Raw genomic sequence first — 13,891 nt, 5'->3', positions numbered from 1 at the left:
TCGGCCCTTGCAGTACGTTGAGGCCGCCCTGTCAGAAGGGCGGCCTTTTTTATTGCCGGTTCCGCCACGCGTGAGCAGTCGTGTCTTCCGTGTTCACCGCGAGGGTTCTGCCCTCGCGCGCCGCGCGTTGCGCCACTTCGAGCACGATCATCACGTCGAGCGCCTCGTGCGCCGGCACCGGATTGGGGCCGAGTCCGCGCAAGGCGCGTTCGATGCCGATGTAGTACTGGCGCTGGTCGCCCGGCGGTGTCGGCACTTCGCGTGCGGCTGCATTGCCGTCGTAATAGAGTATCGCGTCGGGATCGGCGCCCCAACCTTCCGCGCCCGGTACGATGCCGGCCTTGAGTTGCGCTTCCTGGCGATCCGCTTCGCGCTTGACCAGGCTGCCGCGCTCGCCGTGCACGACGTAGCGCGCGCTGCCGCCGGTGACGAGCATGCCGGCATGCAGGATCACGCGCAGGCCGCGGGCGTAGTCGAGCACGACGTGCGCCCAGTCGTCGCTGAGTGCGCCGCTGCGCTGCTCGGCGAGATTCGCCTGCACGCGCTCGGGCAGGCCGAACAGTTGCAAGGCCTGGTCGATCAAGTGTGGGCCAAGATCGAACCACAATCCCGCGCCGGGGCCCGCGCCTTCGCGCCAGCGCCGGCGCACTTCGGGGCGGAAGCGGTCGATATGCGATTCGAAATGCACGACGCGGCCGACCAGGCCGTCGGCGATCGCCTGCTTCACGCCGAGAAAATCGCTGTCCCAGCGGCGGTTGTGGAAGACCGAAAGCAGACGTTCGCGTTCGCGCGCGAGGGCGATCAGTTCGCGCGCTTCGACGAGGTCGAGCGCGAACGGCTTGTCGACGACGACGTGCTTGCCGGCCGCCAGCGCCGCGCGCGCGAGCGGCGCATGCGTGTCGTTCGGCGAAGCGATAACGACGAGATCGATATCGCTTCGCGTGATGAGAGCTTGGGCATCGGTGACATCGACCGTCGGCTGGTCGGCATGCACTTTGGCCGCGTCGCTCGATGCGACTGCGGCGAGCGCGAGGCCCGGCGTTGCCGCGATCAGCGGCGCGTGGAAGGTTTTGCCGGCATAGCCGTAGCCGATCAGACCGACGCGCAGAGGTGTGGAGGAAGTAGGCATCGAAAAGACCGAAGCGGCGGAGGGCGAAAGAAAGAGACGTTCGTGCGGCGTGCATTTTCGCACGCCGGTTTCTTATCGTCGCGTCTGTCGCGGAACGCGGTGGCGGCGATCTTCAACGTCTCGCGCAAACGCCGCTCGCGCGCACGGAATGCAGCGCGAGCCTGTGCTTCGTCGGTGACATGAGGTCAGAGCGGGAGCCCGCGTTAAAGCTGCGGCCGGCACGGCAACGATCAAGCCGGCTGCATTGTCGGAATCACGATCCGTATTTGACCGAGCAGCCGTACGGCTCGGACGTCGCCACAGAAACCGGCTTGCCGTCTTTCAGCTCGGCGAGCACGAGCGGAACGTACTGCGTCGCCTTGGCGAGGTCTTCCTTGTCGGCGCTGGCGATCGAATCGATGCCGCCCACGTAGCGCAGCGTACCGCCAGCGTCGATCACGTACATATGTGGCGTGGTCTTCGCGCCATAGAGATGACCGACCTTGCCGTCGCCGTCGAAGAGGTAGGCGGTCGGGCTCGCCTGATACTGGACGATGAACGCCTTCGCGCCGGCCGCGTCGAGATGACCCTGTTTGCCGCCCGCGCCAGAATTGATCGTCAGCCAGATCACGCCGTCCTTGGTCGCGTCGGCCTGCTGCTTCGGGATATTGCCGCTCGAATAATGTTTCTGCACGAACGGGCAGCCGGGATTGTTCCATTCGAGCACGACGGTCTTGCCCTTGTACTGCGACAAGGTCTGCGTTTTGCCGTTTGCGTCGGTCAGCGAGAAGTCGGGCGCGGCGGCGCCGACCGTTGCGGCGGCGAATGCGGCAGAGAAAGGTGCGGCAAGGGTGAGTGCGGTAGTGAGAGCGAGCGTACGTAGCGACATGACGAACACCTCAGGGAGTGGAGGAGGAGGAAGAAGACGGCGGTGCCGGCGCGAACGGCGCGTCGATCAGCACGGCTTTTGCCGAGCCGTCGAGTAGCAGCAACTCAAAATGCTCGGGCGCGGCGGTGAAGTAGTCGCTTTTGGCGAACGTCAGCACCGACTTGCCGCCGCGCTCGGCGATGGTCGGCGGAGCATTGGCGACGACCTTGGTCTGCGCGGCGAAGGCGTCGGTCGGTGGCCGGCGCAGATCCGTTGCGTCGAGTGCGACTTCAACGCGGTCGCCGATCAGTCGGGCCTGGGCTTTCGACGCCGACTTCGCCGGCTGCGCGGCATGCGCAGCCGCGAATGCTGCGGCGAATGCCGGGTCCGGCGTGGCCTTCGCGGCGAGCGGAAGATCAATGCGCAGATTCGCCTTGCCCGGCACGCATTCCTCGTGACAGACCAGCCATTTCGCTTCGACGCCGAGCTGCACGGTCGAGCCGATCGCCGCTTCCGCTGGCACCGAGATCGATACCGGCAGCAGCGCGTCGAGTTCGTAGCCGAAGTTGTATAGCTCACCGAGCTGGAAACGCTTCGGCGTCGGCCACGCGATCGGGTCGGCCTTGAAGCCGGTGGGCAGGGTCCAGCTCAGCTTGGTCGGCAGGCCCGAATCGCCCGGATTGATCCAGTAAGTGTGCCAGCCGGGCTCGTGCTTGAGACGCAGGCCGAGCCACGCGTTGTGTCCGGGCACGAGTGCCGAGTTTTCGCTGACGAGTTCGACTTCGATATGGTCGGCGCTCACCGGCGCGGCAAACGCGAGGCCGCCCAGCCCGAAGCAGGCGAGGAAAAAGCAGGCAGCGACGTTCGAGAGACGCATGGCTTGGCAGCAGACCGGCAACCGACGCAATTGCTTGCGTCAGTCTGCCAGTTCGCCACGGCGCAATTTTGAATTTTTTGTTATCGCGGCGACATAAGCCAGGTCGGCCGCAACACGTCGGCTATCTGCCGTAGTAGTCGCGCAGCACCGCGTCCATCACCGCATTCGTGCGCGTCGCGCTGAGCGCGGTCGACGGACACGCGGCTGCTTCGCCGCGCAGTTCGCGCACGACGGTTTCGATCAACGGCTGCTGGATGTGCAGAGGATTCTCGATGCGGTACTCGTGCACGCCGGCGGTGTTCTCGACGCGGATCGGCGCGTCGCCGAATGTGGCAAAACTGATGCGCCCGCGCTCGCCGATCACTTCGACGCGGTCCTCGCGCTGGAAGGCGCCGAAATGCCACAGGCCGGTGCCGAGCATGCCGCCGTCGAAGGCGAACGACATCGCCACGGTGTCCTCGGGCGGATAAGCCTTGAGCTGGTTGCTCGCGATGCCCTGCACCTTGCGCAGCGGGCCGAACAAGAAGTCGAGCAGGTCGAGCGTGTGGCAGCCGATGTCGACGAAGATGCCGCCGCCGGAAATCTCTGCGCGCACGTGCCAGGGCAGGTTGGCCGGATCGTGGTAGCGCGGATGATGCGTCTCGTGCAGCACCACGTTGACTATGCGCGGCGCACCGATCGCGCGTTCGCTGAAGAGTAGGTCGTGCACTTTGCGGAAACGCGGCAGTGCGCGGCGATAGTAGGCGACGAAGACCGGCACGTTCGCGGCGCGGCCTGCGGCGGCGATTTCCTCGCACTCGCCGGCGTCGAGGGCAAACGGTTTTTCCACATAGACCGGCTTGCCCGCGGTGATGCACATCAAAGCGTAGTGCTTGTGCGTCGACGGTGGCGTAGCGACGTAGACCGCATCGACTTCGGCGTCGCCGATGAGCTTCGGCGCGTCGTTGTACCAGCGCGGCACGCCGTGACGGCGCGCGTAGTCGCGCGCCTTGTCGGCGTCGCGGCGCATCACTGCGACGAGTTGCGAATGCGGCGCCTTCTGTAATCCCGGCCCGCTCTTCACTTCGGTGACGTTGCCGCAGCCGACAATGCCCCAGCGCACGGTATCGAACTTCATCGGTCCCCAAACTCTTTGCGAGTGAATGTCTGATGATGCGCGCGACGGGCACCCGCATCGCGAGTCAGCGTAAGCATGTCGCGCCGTTCCGCATCGAGCGGACAGTCTTGCGTGTGAAACTGGAGCGGTTCGTTGTCGGTGAGCACGCGCGGATTGTACGGTCAGCGGCCGAGTTGGAGCACGGTGTCGATCCACTCGATCCAGTGGCGCACCGGCACCTGCGCGGCCGGTTCGAGCTGGCCGAGGCAGCCGACGTTGGCGGAGAGGATCATCGCAGGGTTTGCACGCTGCAGATTTTCGAGCTTGCGCTCGCGCAGGCGCTGCGAGAATTCCGGCTGCAGGATCGAATACGTGCCTGCCGAGCCGCAGCACAGATGCGCTTCGGCGAACGGCGCGAGCTCGGCGCCGAACGCGCTCAATATGCCTTCGACCGCACCGGTGATTTTCTGCGCGTGCTGCAAGGTGCACGGCGGATGGAAGGCGACGCGGTGCAGGGTTTCCGGCAGCGGCGCACGCGGCTGCGCGGCCAAGGCCTGCAGCGGTTTCGGCAGGAATTCGGCGAGATCACGCGTCGCAGCGACGACGCGCTGCGCCTTATCGCGATAGAGCGGGTCGTCGCGCAGCAGATGCGCATAGTCTTTGACCATCGCGCTGCAGCCCGAGGCGTTGATGACGATCGCCTCGGCACCGGCGTCGAGCTGCGCGAGCCACGCGTCGATATTGCGCCGCGCGCGCGCCGCGGCCGCGGCTTGTGCGTCGAGATGAAAATCGAGGGCGCCGCAGCAGCCCGAGTCGGGCGCGACGATCGCGGCGTAGCCGCAAGCATCGAGCACGCGCGCGGTGGCGGCGTCGATGCTCGGCATCAGCGCAGGCTGCACGCAGCCGCGCAGCAGCAGGACGCGCTTCGGTGCCGCATCGTTCGCGTGTGAAGCGCGAGGCCAGCGGCCCGCGTCACGCGCTGGCGCGAGTTTGCCGCGTAGGCTGGGCGGCAGCACGCCGCGCAAGGCGCGGCCGATGCGCACCGCGGGTGCGAACAGCCAGCGCCGCGTCAGCGCGTAGCGCAGGAAACCGCGCTGCAGGTTCTGCGTCGTGCTGCGCGGTACGCGCTCGGCGATCGCGGCGCGGCCGATGTCGAGCAGGCGCCCGTACTTCACGCCGGAAGGACAGGTCGTTTCGCAGTTGCGACAGGTCAGGCAGCGGTCGAGATGCAGTTGCGTCGCGGTGCTCGGCGCTTCACCTTCGAGCACACGCTTGATCTGGTAGATGCGGCCGCGCGGGCCGTCGAGTTCGTCGCCGGTGAGTTGATAGGTCGGGCAGGTCGCATTGCAGAAACCGCAATGCACGCAGGTACGCAGGATCGCTTCGGCGTCGCGGCCGTCGGCGGTGTCTTTGATCGCGTCGGCGAGATGCGCTTCCAAGTTCAGAGCTCCGGATGCAGGCGGCCGCGGTTGAAGATGCCGTTCGGATCGAACTCGCGCTTCAGCCGGCGATGCAGTTCGAGATTGGCCGGCGCGAGCGGATGGAATCGCGTCGTCGCGCAGGCTCCGCGCCACAACATCGCCGTGCCGCCGAGCTTTTCCGCGATTGCACGGATCTCGCCGGCCGGCGCCGCGCTGTGCAGCCAGCGCAGGGCGCCGGACCATTCGATTAAGCCGTCGGCAAATGCGCCGATCGGCGCGGTCGCCGGTATCGACAGGCGCCACAGGGGCTTGTCGCCGCGGCGGAAAAAATCATGGGTCTGGTTGCGCAGGCCGAGCCACCAGGTCGGCGCTTGCGTCGTGTCGAGCACACTGCCGCCGAGCACGGCACGCGCGGCGCGCAACGCACTCGGCGATCCCGACAAGCGCACGGCCGCGACGCCGTCGTGCCACGAAGTCGCCGACACCGGCAGCGGCTGCGCGCGCCAGCGGTGGAACAGCGCGAGCGCGGCCTTCACGTCGCAGTCGAAGCGCAAGGTGATCTCGTCGTACGGCCGCGGCAGCACCTTGAGCGAGACCTGCGCGATCAGGCCGAGCACACCAAGCGAGCCGCAGAGCAGACGCGAGGCATCGAAGCCGGCGACGTTCTTCATCACTTGTCCGCCGAAGCGCTTGAGCTCGCCGTTGGCATCGACCAGATGTGCGCCGAGAACGAAGTCGCGCGCCGCGCCTGCGCTCGCGCGGCGCGGGCCGGACAAGCCGGCGGCGACCGCGCCGCCGATCGTCGTCGCCTCGCCGAACGCCGGCGGCTCGAACGGCAGAAACTGGCCGTGTTGCGCAAGCGTGTCTTCGATCTCGGCGAGCGGCGTGCCGCAGCGCGCGGTGACGACGAGTTCCGAAGGCTCGTAGTCGACGATGCCGCGGTGGGCGCACGTGTCGAGTTCGTCGCCGATCAGCGCTTCGGCATGGAAATCCTTGCTGCCGCCGCCGCGCAGGCGCAGCGGCGTCTTCGCGGCGTTCGCGGCGACGATGCGGTCGCGCAGGTCGGCAAGGGCGGCCTCCATCATCGCTTCGCCGCGCGCAGGTGGTAGGTCAGCGCCATCGCGATACAGCAGCGCAACTCTTCGGCCGGCAGGACGTCGTCCTCGGCGAAGACGATCGCGCGCTCGCCGGCGAACGCGAACGTGTGCGGGAACAAAGTGCGGAAGCTATCGATGAGGCGGGTCTGGCAGTGGAAGTACATCGCGTAATGCCGCGGCTGCGCCGGCTTCCAATCCATGCGCACGGTGCTGCCGCTCTTCGACTGCGCGGTCACATAAGCGGGCTCGCCCCACTTGAGCGTCTCTTCGAGCGGACCGACGCCGTCCGTGTTCGCCGCGACCTCGAACACGAGTTCGCGCAAGGCGAGCAGCTTGTCGCGCATCGCCCGCGGATAGGCGGCGAACTTGGCGGCGACGGCGGGCTGGTCGAACGCTCTCGGCATGGTCGCGGCTCAGAACCTCGGCAGGTCGGCGAACGGCAGCGCGCCTGCGTGCACGTGCATGCGGCCGTACTCGGCGCAGCGTGCGAGCGTCGGGATCGCCTTGCCCGGATTGAGCAGGCCGTCGGCATCGAACGCGCGCTTGATCGCGAAGAACGCCTCGCGCTCGGCCGGCGCGAACTGCACGCACATCGAGCCGAGCTTCTCGACGCCGACGCCGTGTTCGCCGGTGATGGTGCCACCGAGCGCGACGCAGAGTTCGAGGATGTCGGCGCCGAAGCGGTCAGCGCGCTCCCACTCGCCGGGTTCGTGTGCGTCGAACAGGATCAGCGGATGCAGATTGCCGTCGCCGGCGTGGAACACGTTCATGCAGCGCAAAGTATATTTTTTCTCCATCTCCTCGATCGCGCGCAGCATGCGGCCGAGATGCTTGCGCGGAATCGTGCCGTCCATGCAGTAGTAGTCGGGCGAGATGCGGCCCGCGGCCGGAAACGCGTTCTTGCGCCCGGACCAGAATTTCAGCCGCTCGGCCTCGGACTGCGAGACGATGCACTGGGTCGAGCCCGCGGCGCGCAGCACGCGCTCGATCTCGGCGATTTCGTCGGCGACTTCCTCGAGTGTGCCGTCCGATTCGGCGAGCAGGATCGCCTCGGCATTCAAGTCGTAGCCGGCGCGCACGAACGGCTCGACTGCGGCTGTGGCTTTGCGGTCCATCATTTCCAGCCCGGCCGGAATGATGCCCGCGGCGACGATCGCGGCGACCGCGTCGCCGGCCTTGACCACGTCGTCGAACGAGGCCATCACGACTTGGGCGATCTTCGGTTTCGGGATCAGCTTGAGCGTCACTTCGGTAACGACGAGCAGCAATCCTTCCGAACCGATCGCGAGCGCGAGCAGATCGAGGCCGGGCGCATCGAGCGCCGCACCGCCGAGCGTGACGGCTTCGCCGTCGATGGTGTAGCCGCGCAGGCCGAGTACGTTGTGCACAGTCAGGCCGTACTTCAGGCAGTGCACGCCGCCCGAATTTTCGGCGACGTTGCCGCCGATCGAGCAGGCGATCTGCGAAGACGGATCGGGCGCGTAGTAGAGGCCGTGCGGCGCCGCTGCCTCGGACACGGCGAGATTGCGCACGCCGGGTTCGACGCGCGCAGTACAGGCGACCGGATCGAGTTCGAGAATGCGGTTGAGTTTCGCAAGCGAGAGCACGAGGCCGTCGGCATGTGGCATCGCGCCGCCCGATAGGCCGGTGCCGGCGCCGCGCGCGACGACCGGAATCTTCAAGTCATGACAGGCGCGCAGCACGTCGCGCACCTGGGCTTCGGTTTCCGGCAGCGCAACCGCGAACGGCACCTGGCGGAACGCCGAAAGGCCGTCGCACTCGAACGGCGTCGTTTCTTCGGCGCCGGTCAGCAGGCACTGCACCGGCAGCACGTCGCTCAATGCCTGGCGCAGCACAAACCGGCGCGCGTCGGCATCGTACCTTGGTGCAGTGGCGACGGAGGGGTTCATAATGCTGTAGTCGCGCGCGCTGCCGGCAGGGCGGGAGTTCATCGTAAATCAGCGGACGGGAAACTGCACAGCGCTGCGAGGCGACGACGTTTCAGTTTGCAGTTCCTGCCTTCCGTTCATGGCGATGCTTCGCCAAGGTCTGCACGGTGCGCTTTGCTTATCGAACCACGGATGGCGATCTTGGCATGAGTTCGTCTTTCGATACCTCAGAACAAACGGGTTCGGTTTCAAACTGAGACATTCCCGGCAAGACAGCGGAAACCACGCGACAAAAAAGTATAGAAATTGACGGCCGCAGCGGCCGGCACCGACGGAGGCGTCATGTTCACGCAACTGATCGATCCGCTTGGCAATCTCAGTCTGACCTGTCTCGTCGCCTTGATTCCGGTCGTCTTCCTGCTCGTCATGTTGGCCGTATTCCGCGCTCCGGCGTGGGTCGCGACGTTGGCGGGTTCGGCCGTCACCTTCGTCCTCGCCGTGTGGGTGTGGAAGATGCCGGCGGACGTCGGCGGCCAGGCGTATCTCTACGGCGCCGCAACCGGCATGTGGAACGTCAATTGGATCACCTTCTGGGGACTGATCCTGTTCAACACGCTGTCGGCGACGGGCTTGTTCGAGAACTTCCGCCGCTGGCTGATCGCGCAGGGCAGCCTCGACGTGCGCGTGCAGACGATGTTGTTCGCCTGGGCGTTCGGCGCCTTGCTCGAAGGTCTGGTCGGCTTCGGCTATCCGTGGGCGGTGGTCGCGCCGATCCTGATTTCGCTCGGCATCTCGGACCTCAACGCGATCCGCGTCGCCGCGATCGCGAACAACGCGCCGGTGTCGTACGGTGCGCTCGGCGCGCCGATCATCTCGCTGGCCGCGGTGACGGGCTATCCGCTGCTCTCCTTGTCGGGTTCAGTCGGTTTCGTCGTCGCCATCCTCGCGTTGCTGCCGCCGTGGGTGCTGCTTTACCTCGTTTCGGGCCGGCAGGGCATGCTGAGCGCGTGGCCCCTCGCGATCGTCGGTTCGCTCGGCTACATCGCCGGCCAATATCCGGTCGCGAAGTACATGGGCCCCTACCTGCCCGACGTGACCGGCGCGATCGTTTGTTTCGCTGCACTGTTGCTGCTGCTCAAGTTCTGGCAGCCGAAAACCGTGCTCGGCTACGGCGGCGTGCCTGTGCCCGCGACGAAACTCGCGGGCGCGACGCGCGACCACGGCCTGACTCCGGCCGAAGTCGTGCAGGCGTGGATGCCATTCGCGATCCTGCTCGTCGTCGTCGCCGCGTGGACCGGGCCGTGGTCGTCGTTGCCGAAAGTGAGTTGGTTTCTCGCCAAGGTCAGCGCGAATGCACCGGAGATCAAGACCACGATCACCGCGCAGTTCAACTTCGCGCCGTGGATCGGCGGCACGTCGATCCTTGCCGCCTGGATTCTCGTCGCCGCGTGGTTGTTCGCGGCCGGCAAGCTCGATGGCAAGACGCTCGGCGCCATCTTCCGCAAAACGTTCGCGCAGATGTGGGGCGCGCTGCTTGTCGGCATTTTCATCTTCGGCCTCGCCTATGTGTTCAATTTTTCCGGCATGGCCTCGTCGCTGGCGAAGGGCTTCTCTTCGCTCGGCACGGCGTTCGTCATCGTCTCGCCAATCCTCGGTTTCATCGGCGTCGCCCTATCCGGCTCGAATACTTCGACGAACGCGATGTTCGGCAAATTCCAGGCGCTCGTCGGCAATGCACTCGGCATGCCCGCGCTGCTGTTGCCGACGTTCAATTCGGTCGGCGCCGAGATCGGCAAGCCGGTGGCGCCGCAGACGGCGAGCGTTGGCGTGTCGACGAGCCAGTTCGTGCGCAGGGAAGGCGACGTGATCCGCCACAACATGGGTTGGACGTTCGCGCTGCTCGCCTACCTTATCGTCATCGCGGTCGCGCTGTACCTGCTCCAGCCGGCCAGCATGATTTTGCCGCCGGCACCCTGACGGGCGTCGGTCGGATTTCGCCGCGGCGACCGCTCAGCGCAGGACCGGAAAAATCAGGCGCAAGCAGGCGCCCGACAGCGTATCGACGACGCTCACGCGGCCGCCGTGCAGGCGCAGGATTTCACGCACGAGATTGAGGCCGAGGCCGGTGCCGCGGCCGTCGGCGCGCAGGCGGTGGAACGGTTCGAAGATGCGTTCGCGCTGGTCGGGCGGGATGCCTTCGCCTTCGTCGGCGACTTCGATCCAGCCTTCGTGCATGACGCGCACGGCGATCGTGCCGCGGCGGCCGCCGTGGTCGATCGCGTTCTGCACGAGGTTGGTCAGCGCGCGTTCGAGCGCACTCGCGTCGCCCTGCACGACAAGGCGTTCGCAGTCGGGATCGAAGCTCATCTCGTAGCCGGCCGCGACCGCGAGCGGGGCGAGATCGGCGACCACGCGCTGCGCGAGCGCGACGAGATCGATCTCGGCGAACGTGCGCCGGTCCTGATCGAGGCGTTGGCGGTCGAGCAGTTGTCCGGTCAATGTCGACAGGCGCACCGCGTCCTCGGCGAGGCGCGTCTTGATCGTGCTCGCCGGCAGCAGGGCGAGGCGCGCGTTGAGGATCGCGATTGGCGTGCGCAGTTCGTGCGCGGCGTCGACGAGGAAGCGCTGCTGTTTCTCGTAGCCTTCGTCGAGGCGACCGAGCGCGGCGTTGACCGCCTGCACGAGCGGTGCGATTTCCTCGGGCACGCCGGCGAGCGGCAGGCGCACGCCGCGGCGGTCGACGTCGATGTGCTCGGCCGCGTCGGCCGCGCTGCCGATTCCGCGCAGCGCGCGACGCACGACCAGCGGCGTGGCGATCAGCGCGGCCACCGTCATCAGCGCGAGCAGCGGTAGCATGATGGTCAGATAGCCGCTCGACGCGCTGTCGAACAGGCGGTTGAAGGTCAGACGGCCGTGGGTGCCGCTGAAGATCTGCACTTCGCCCGCGGCAGTCGTCTGCCATTTGACCAGGGCTTCGGGGCGGCCTTGTTCGCGGCCGTCGTTCGAGGACAGGCGCGCCTCGCTGACCCGTTCGAGCATGCTCGCGAGCGGTGCGAAATCGTTCGGCACCTGGCCCTCGCTGAGGCGGTAGCCTTGCCGGTCGCGGACGAGAAACCAAAGGTTCGGCGAATCGGCGCGCAGCTTGGCGAGTTCCGGCGTCGGCTTGAGGCGCAGCTCGCCGTAGCCGTCGCGGATGACGGCGTCCTTGAGTACGTCGAGCGTGCCGCCCTCGTAGTTGTCGACGACGATGCCCGTGCTCCAGATCGCGCCGACCGCAAGCGCCATGAACGCGGTCATCATCACGGTTTCGAGGATCACCAGCGGCGCAACGAGGCGCCACTTGAGCGAGCGCGGCCGTGCCAGGCTCACGGCGTTTCGCGCAGAAAGTATCCGACGCCGCGCACGCCGTGGATGACCACGCCGGCGCCGGCGTCGGCGAGTTTGCGGCGCAGGCGCGAGATGTGGGTGTCGAGCGCGTTCGACTGGATTTCGTCGTCGAGGCCGAACACGGCTTCCATAAGCGCCTCGCGCAGCACCATGCGGCCCATGCGCCGCACGAGCGCTTCGAGAACCAACAGTTCGCGCCGGCGCAGATCGAGCGGCGTGCCGTCGACGCTGACTTCGCGATGGCCGAAGTCAAACGCGAGGCGTCCGGCGCAGACCACGTCGCTGCGCACCTGTGCGGGCCGGCGCAGCAGGGCGCGCAGACGCGCGAGCAGTTCCTCGAACGCGAACGGTTTGCCGAGATAGTCGTCGGCGCCGCTGTCGAGGCCGGCGACGCGGTCGGCGAGATCGCTGCGCGCAGTCAGCACGAGCACGGGCGTCGCGTTGCCGCGCGCACGCAGCTTGGCGATCAGGGCGAGGCCGTCGCCGTCGGGCAACTGGCGGTCGAGCACGATTGCGTCGTGGACTTCATCGGCCGTCATCGCCGCGGCCTCGGCGAGATTCACCGCGCAGTCGACGACCACATCGTGCCGCGCGAGCGCCTGGCTCAGCGCCGCGCTCATTTCCGGTTCGTCCTCCACGAGCAAGACACGCATGATTCGCAGCTTCGGCCATTCCGGGGTCAGCTGTTTAGCGTGCGGAGATTGCCGCAGCCTTGCACATGCCTTTGGTAACGGGGAGCGACGCCCGTGTAAGAACGGTTCAGGCGAAGCGCAGGACGAAACCGTGATCGCCGTTCGCGGCGACGCTTTCTTCGAGACGCCAGCCCCAGCGCTCGCAGACGCGGCGGATCATGCCGAGGCCGAGCGCGTGTTCGCGCACGTCGAGCGGCGCCTCGCCGGGCGCGGCGGCGGCCGGCGTGCCTTCGTGGGCGATGCTGACCGCGTCTTCGGCGACGCGCACGCGCAGCACGCCGCCGTCGGCGAACTGGGTCACCGCGCGCAGCAGATTGCCGAGGATCACGCGCAGCACTTTCTGCGGCGCGGCGATCGCGAGGTTGGCGGCGCCCTCGTGGGCGAGACTCAGATGTTTTTCGCTGAGCGCGTCGCGGCGCTCGGCGAGCAGGCTGCGGACCAGTTCGTTCAGGTCCGGCGTACGGCCTTCGTTCGCTTCGGCTTCGTCGCTGCGTGCGAGCACGAGCAGGGCGTCGAGCAGGTCGCGCAGTTCGTCGGCGCCGCGCTGCATGCGTTTCAGGCGCGTGACGATCGCGGCGCTGCACTGGCCCGAATCGAGCAGCACTTCGATCGCGCCGCGGATTACCGCGAGCGGCGTGCGCAGCTCGTGGCTCGCGTCCGCGGTGAAGGTGCGTTCGCGGCGCACGTAGCCGTAGAGTTTTTCCTGGTAGTTGTCGAAGGCCTCGGCGAGCGCACCGACCTCGTCGGCGGCGAAGTCGGGCGCGAGCTTGACCGCACCGCGACGCGACGGCTCGAGCACGTCGACGCGCTGGGCGAGGCGGCGCACGGGCGCGATCGCGCGGCCGGCCCAGAACCAGCCGAGCCACGCCGACAGCGCGGTACCGACGAGGACGAGGGCAATGAGGTCACCGGTCAGGCGTCGCTCGCGCACGCCTTCGAGGCCCATGTCGAGCACGACGTAGAGTCGGCGCTCGCCGATCGCGTATACGGCGGCGTACCGCTGCGGGCCGTCGCCGCCGATCTCGTACGGGCCGCCTGGCGCGTAGCGCTCGAACTCCGCAGGCGGCGCGCGTTCGCTGCCGCTGAGGAAGGCGTAGAAGTGCGCGGAGTGCTCGACCGGCACGGCGCCGTTCGCCGCGTAGCGGTCGCGCAGGTATTCGCCTTCTACGCGCAGCATCTCCCTGACCACGCGGCTGACGTAGGCGGACGAGAAATGCTGGGCGATCGCGGCCACGCAGGCGCTGACGACGAAGCCGAGCAGGGCGAAGGTGAACGCGACGCGCGAGCGGAGGCTGAATTTGACCGGCATGCCGAGTTGACTCGCGGCGAGAGCGAAAAGAAATTTAACCACGGATTGCGCGGATCAACACGGATAAAGCAAAAACGACAACGGGTTTGTCGACAAACAATCCGTTCGCACCGAGCGTAGCGCCGAAGGCGCCAAGTCGACGCGGCA

General features: G+C 67.1%; 12 protein-coding genes. 1 reads left to right on the top strand and 11 read right to left on the bottom strand.

The window, feature by feature from the left end; all coding sequences use genetic code 11:
- Nucleotides 1-49: 49 nt before the first annotated feature.
- The 8 genes from FFS30_RS17320 to FFS30_RS17285 all read right to left on the bottom strand — a co-directional run bounded on the left by FFS30_RS17320 (nucleotide 50) and on the right by FFS30_RS17285 (nucleotide 8,419).
- A complete protein-coding gene (locus FFS30_RS17320; RefSeq protein WP_137914423.1) occupies nucleotides 50-1,129 on the bottom strand; it encodes an oxidoreductase in 1,080 nt (359 codons plus the stop codon).
- Nucleotides 1,130-1,382: 253 nt separating this feature from the next.
- Complete coding sequence (locus FFS30_RS17315; RefSeq protein WP_137914422.1) at nucleotides 1,383-1,997, bottom strand: redoxin domain-containing protein; 615 nt, start codon at nucleotides 1,995-1,997, stop codon at nucleotides 1,383-1,385.
- A gap of 10 nt (nucleotides 1,998-2,007) precedes the next feature.
- Nucleotides 2,008-2,853 (bottom strand): protein-disulfide reductase DsbD domain-containing protein, encoded by an 846-nt coding sequence (locus tag FFS30_RS17310; RefSeq protein WP_137914421.1) that lies wholly within the window; start codon nucleotides 2,851-2,853, stop codon nucleotides 2,008-2,010.
- A gap of 121 nt (nucleotides 2,854-2,974) precedes the next feature.
- Nucleotides 2,975-3,970, bottom strand: coding sequence for a Gfo/Idh/MocA family oxidoreductase (locus FFS30_RS17305; protein ID WP_137914420.1), 996 nt, complete (start codon nucleotides 3,968-3,970; stop codon nucleotides 2,975-2,977).
- Nucleotides 3,971-4,131: 161 nt separating this feature from the next.
- Nucleotides 4,132-5,388 carry a glycolate oxidase subunit GlcF gene (gene glcF / locus FFS30_RS17300; protein WP_137914419.1) on the bottom strand — a complete coding sequence of 419 codons (1,257 nt, stop codon included), beginning with the start codon at nucleotides 5,386-5,388 and terminating at the stop codon, nucleotides 4,132-4,134.
- A 2-nt stretch (nucleotides 5,389-5,390) separates the two neighbouring features.
- Nucleotides 5,391-6,455 (bottom strand): glycolate oxidase subunit GlcE, encoded by a 1,065-nt coding sequence (glcE, locus tag FFS30_RS17295; RefSeq protein WP_212742501.1) that lies wholly within the window; start codon nucleotides 6,453-6,455, stop codon nucleotides 5,391-5,393.
- On the bottom strand, nucleotides 6,452-6,871 hold the full coding sequence (locus tag FFS30_RS17290) for a DUF1801 domain-containing protein (RefSeq protein WP_137914418.1): 420 nt from the start codon (nucleotides 6,869-6,871) through the stop codon (nucleotides 6,452-6,454). Before FFS30_RS17290 ends, glcE begins: the two co-directional genes overlap by 4 nt.
- 9 nt (nucleotides 6,872-6,880) lie before the next feature.
- Nucleotides 6,881-8,419 carry an FAD-linked oxidase C-terminal domain-containing protein gene (locus FFS30_RS17285; RefSeq protein ID WP_249352535.1) on the bottom strand — a complete coding sequence of 513 codons (1,539 nt, stop codon included), beginning with the start codon at nucleotides 8,417-8,419 and terminating at the stop codon, nucleotides 6,881-6,883.
- Between the two features lie 279 nt (nucleotides 8,420-8,698).
- Between FFS30_RS17285 and FFS30_RS17280 the strand changes: the two genes are divergently transcribed.
- On the top strand, nucleotides 8,699-10,333 hold the full coding sequence (locus tag FFS30_RS17280; RefSeq protein ID WP_137914417.1) for an L-lactate permease: 1,635 nt from the start codon (nucleotides 8,699-8,701) through the stop codon (nucleotides 10,331-10,333).
- Nucleotides 10,334-10,366: 33 nt separating this feature from the next.
- On the opposite strand, the gene FFS30_RS17275 is transcribed toward FFS30_RS17280, so the two are convergent.
- From FFS30_RS17275 to FFS30_RS17265, 3 genes are all read right to left on the bottom strand, one after another.
- Nucleotides 10,367-11,725, bottom strand: coding sequence for a HAMP domain-containing sensor histidine kinase (locus tag FFS30_RS17275; RefSeq protein ID WP_212742500.1), 1,359 nt, complete (start codon nucleotides 11,723-11,725; stop codon nucleotides 10,367-10,369).
- Nucleotides 11,722-12,396 (bottom strand): response regulator transcription factor, encoded by a 675-nt coding sequence (locus FFS30_RS17270; RefSeq protein WP_137914416.1) that lies wholly within the window; start codon nucleotides 12,394-12,396, stop codon nucleotides 11,722-11,724. Before FFS30_RS17270 ends, FFS30_RS17275 begins: the two co-directional genes overlap by 4 nt.
- A 106-nt stretch (nucleotides 12,397-12,502) precedes the next feature.
- Entirely contained in the window at nucleotides 12,503-13,786 is a 1,284-nt protein-coding gene (locus FFS30_RS17265) for a HAMP domain-containing sensor histidine kinase (protein ID WP_137914415.1), read from the bottom strand.
- Nucleotides 13,787-13,891 lie beyond the last annotated feature (105 nt).

Source organism: Rudaea sp. 3F27F6 (assembly GCF_005503555.1).
In the GTDB taxonomy this organism is placed as follows: Bacteria; Pseudomonadota; Gammaproteobacteria; order Xanthomonadales; family Rhodanobacteraceae; genus Rudaea.
This window is presented reverse-complemented; position numbering and strand designations above follow the sequence as displayed.

What these genes read in the sequence shown, in the direction of transcription:
- FFS30_RS17290 (WP_137914418.1), bottom strand. Translation starts at nt 6,871, where the DNA reads ATGCCGAGAGCGTTCGACCAGCCCGCCGTCGCCGCCAAGTTCGCCGCC.
- FFS30_RS17320 (WP_137914423.1), bottom strand. Translation starts at nt 1,129, where the DNA reads ATGCCTACTTCCTCCACACCTCTGCGCGTCGGTCTGATCGGCTACGGC.
- FFS30_RS17305 (WP_137914420.1), bottom strand. Translation starts at nt 3,970, where the DNA reads ATGAAGTTCGATACCGTGCGCTGGGGCATTGTCGGCTGCGGCAACGTC.
- FFS30_RS17285 (WP_249352535.1), bottom strand. Translation starts at nt 8,419, where the DNA reads ATGAACTCCCGCCCTGCCGGCAGCGCGCGCGACTACAGCATTATGAAC.
- FFS30_RS17315 (WP_137914422.1), bottom strand. Translation starts at nt 1,997, where the DNA reads ATGTCGCTACGTACGCTCGCTCTCACTACCGCACTCACCCTTGCCGCA.
- FFS30_RS17270 (WP_137914416.1), bottom strand. Translation starts at nt 12,396, where the DNA reads ATGCGTGTCTTGCTCGTGGAGGACGAACCGGAAATGAGCGCGGCGCTG.
- FFS30_RS17280 (WP_137914417.1), top strand. Translation starts at nt 8,699, where the DNA reads ATGTTCACGCAACTGATCGATCCGCTTGGCAATCTCAGTCTGACCTGT.
- FFS30_RS17310 (WP_137914421.1), bottom strand. Translation starts at nt 2,853, where the DNA reads ATGCGTCTCTCGAACGTCGCTGCCTGCTTTTTCCTCGCCTGCTTCGGG.
- glcE (WP_212742501.1), bottom strand. Translation starts at nt 6,455, where the DNA reads ATGATGGAGGCCGCCCTTGCCGACCTGCGCGACCGCATCGTCGCCGCG.